1 protein-coding gene is annotated in these 545 nt (G+C 69.4%); it reads left to right on the top strand.

Going from position 1 to position 545, the window contains the following annotated elements:
* On the top strand, nt 1-545 hold a 545-nt coding region (locus ACXJKR_RS34325), incomplete at both ends, for a PKD domain-containing protein (RefSeq protein ID WP_457326669.1).

Genomic DNA, 545 nt, shown 5'->3' with positions numbered 1-545 from the left:
AGCGGGGTGTCGGCCACGAAGAGCTACAGCGCGGCGGGCAGCTACACGGTGACGTTGACGGTGACCGACGCTGGAGGCCTGACCAACAGCAAGACGCAGGCGGTGGTGATCACGGCGCCGGCCAACCAGGCGCCGGTGGCCAACATCAGCGGTCCGACGAGTGGGCAGGTGGGCGCGAGCCTGAGCTTCTCCGGTGCGGGGAGCACGGATGCGGAAGGCCCCATCGCCAGCTACGCGTGGACGTTCGGCGACGGCACGAGTGCCAGCGGGGTGTCGGCCACGAAGAGCTACAGCGCGGCGGGCAGCTACACGGTGACGTTGACGGTGACCGACGCTGGAGGCCTGACCAACAGCAAGACGCAGGTGGTGGTGATCACGGCGGCAACGGGAGGACAGGCGGTCAATGTTGCTGCAGCCGCCAACGGCAGCGTCGCCACAGCGTCCAGCACTTTTGACTCCAGATTTCCCGCCAGCGCGGTCATCGACGGCGATCGGCTGGGGCTGAACTGGGGAGCGGGCGGCGCGTGGGCGGGCGGTGCGTGGGC

It is taken from the genome of Roseateles sp. P5_E11, assembly GCF_054049355.1.
The sequence above is the reverse complement of the archived record's forward strand: the minus strand, read 5'-3'. Positions and strand labels throughout refer to the sequence as shown.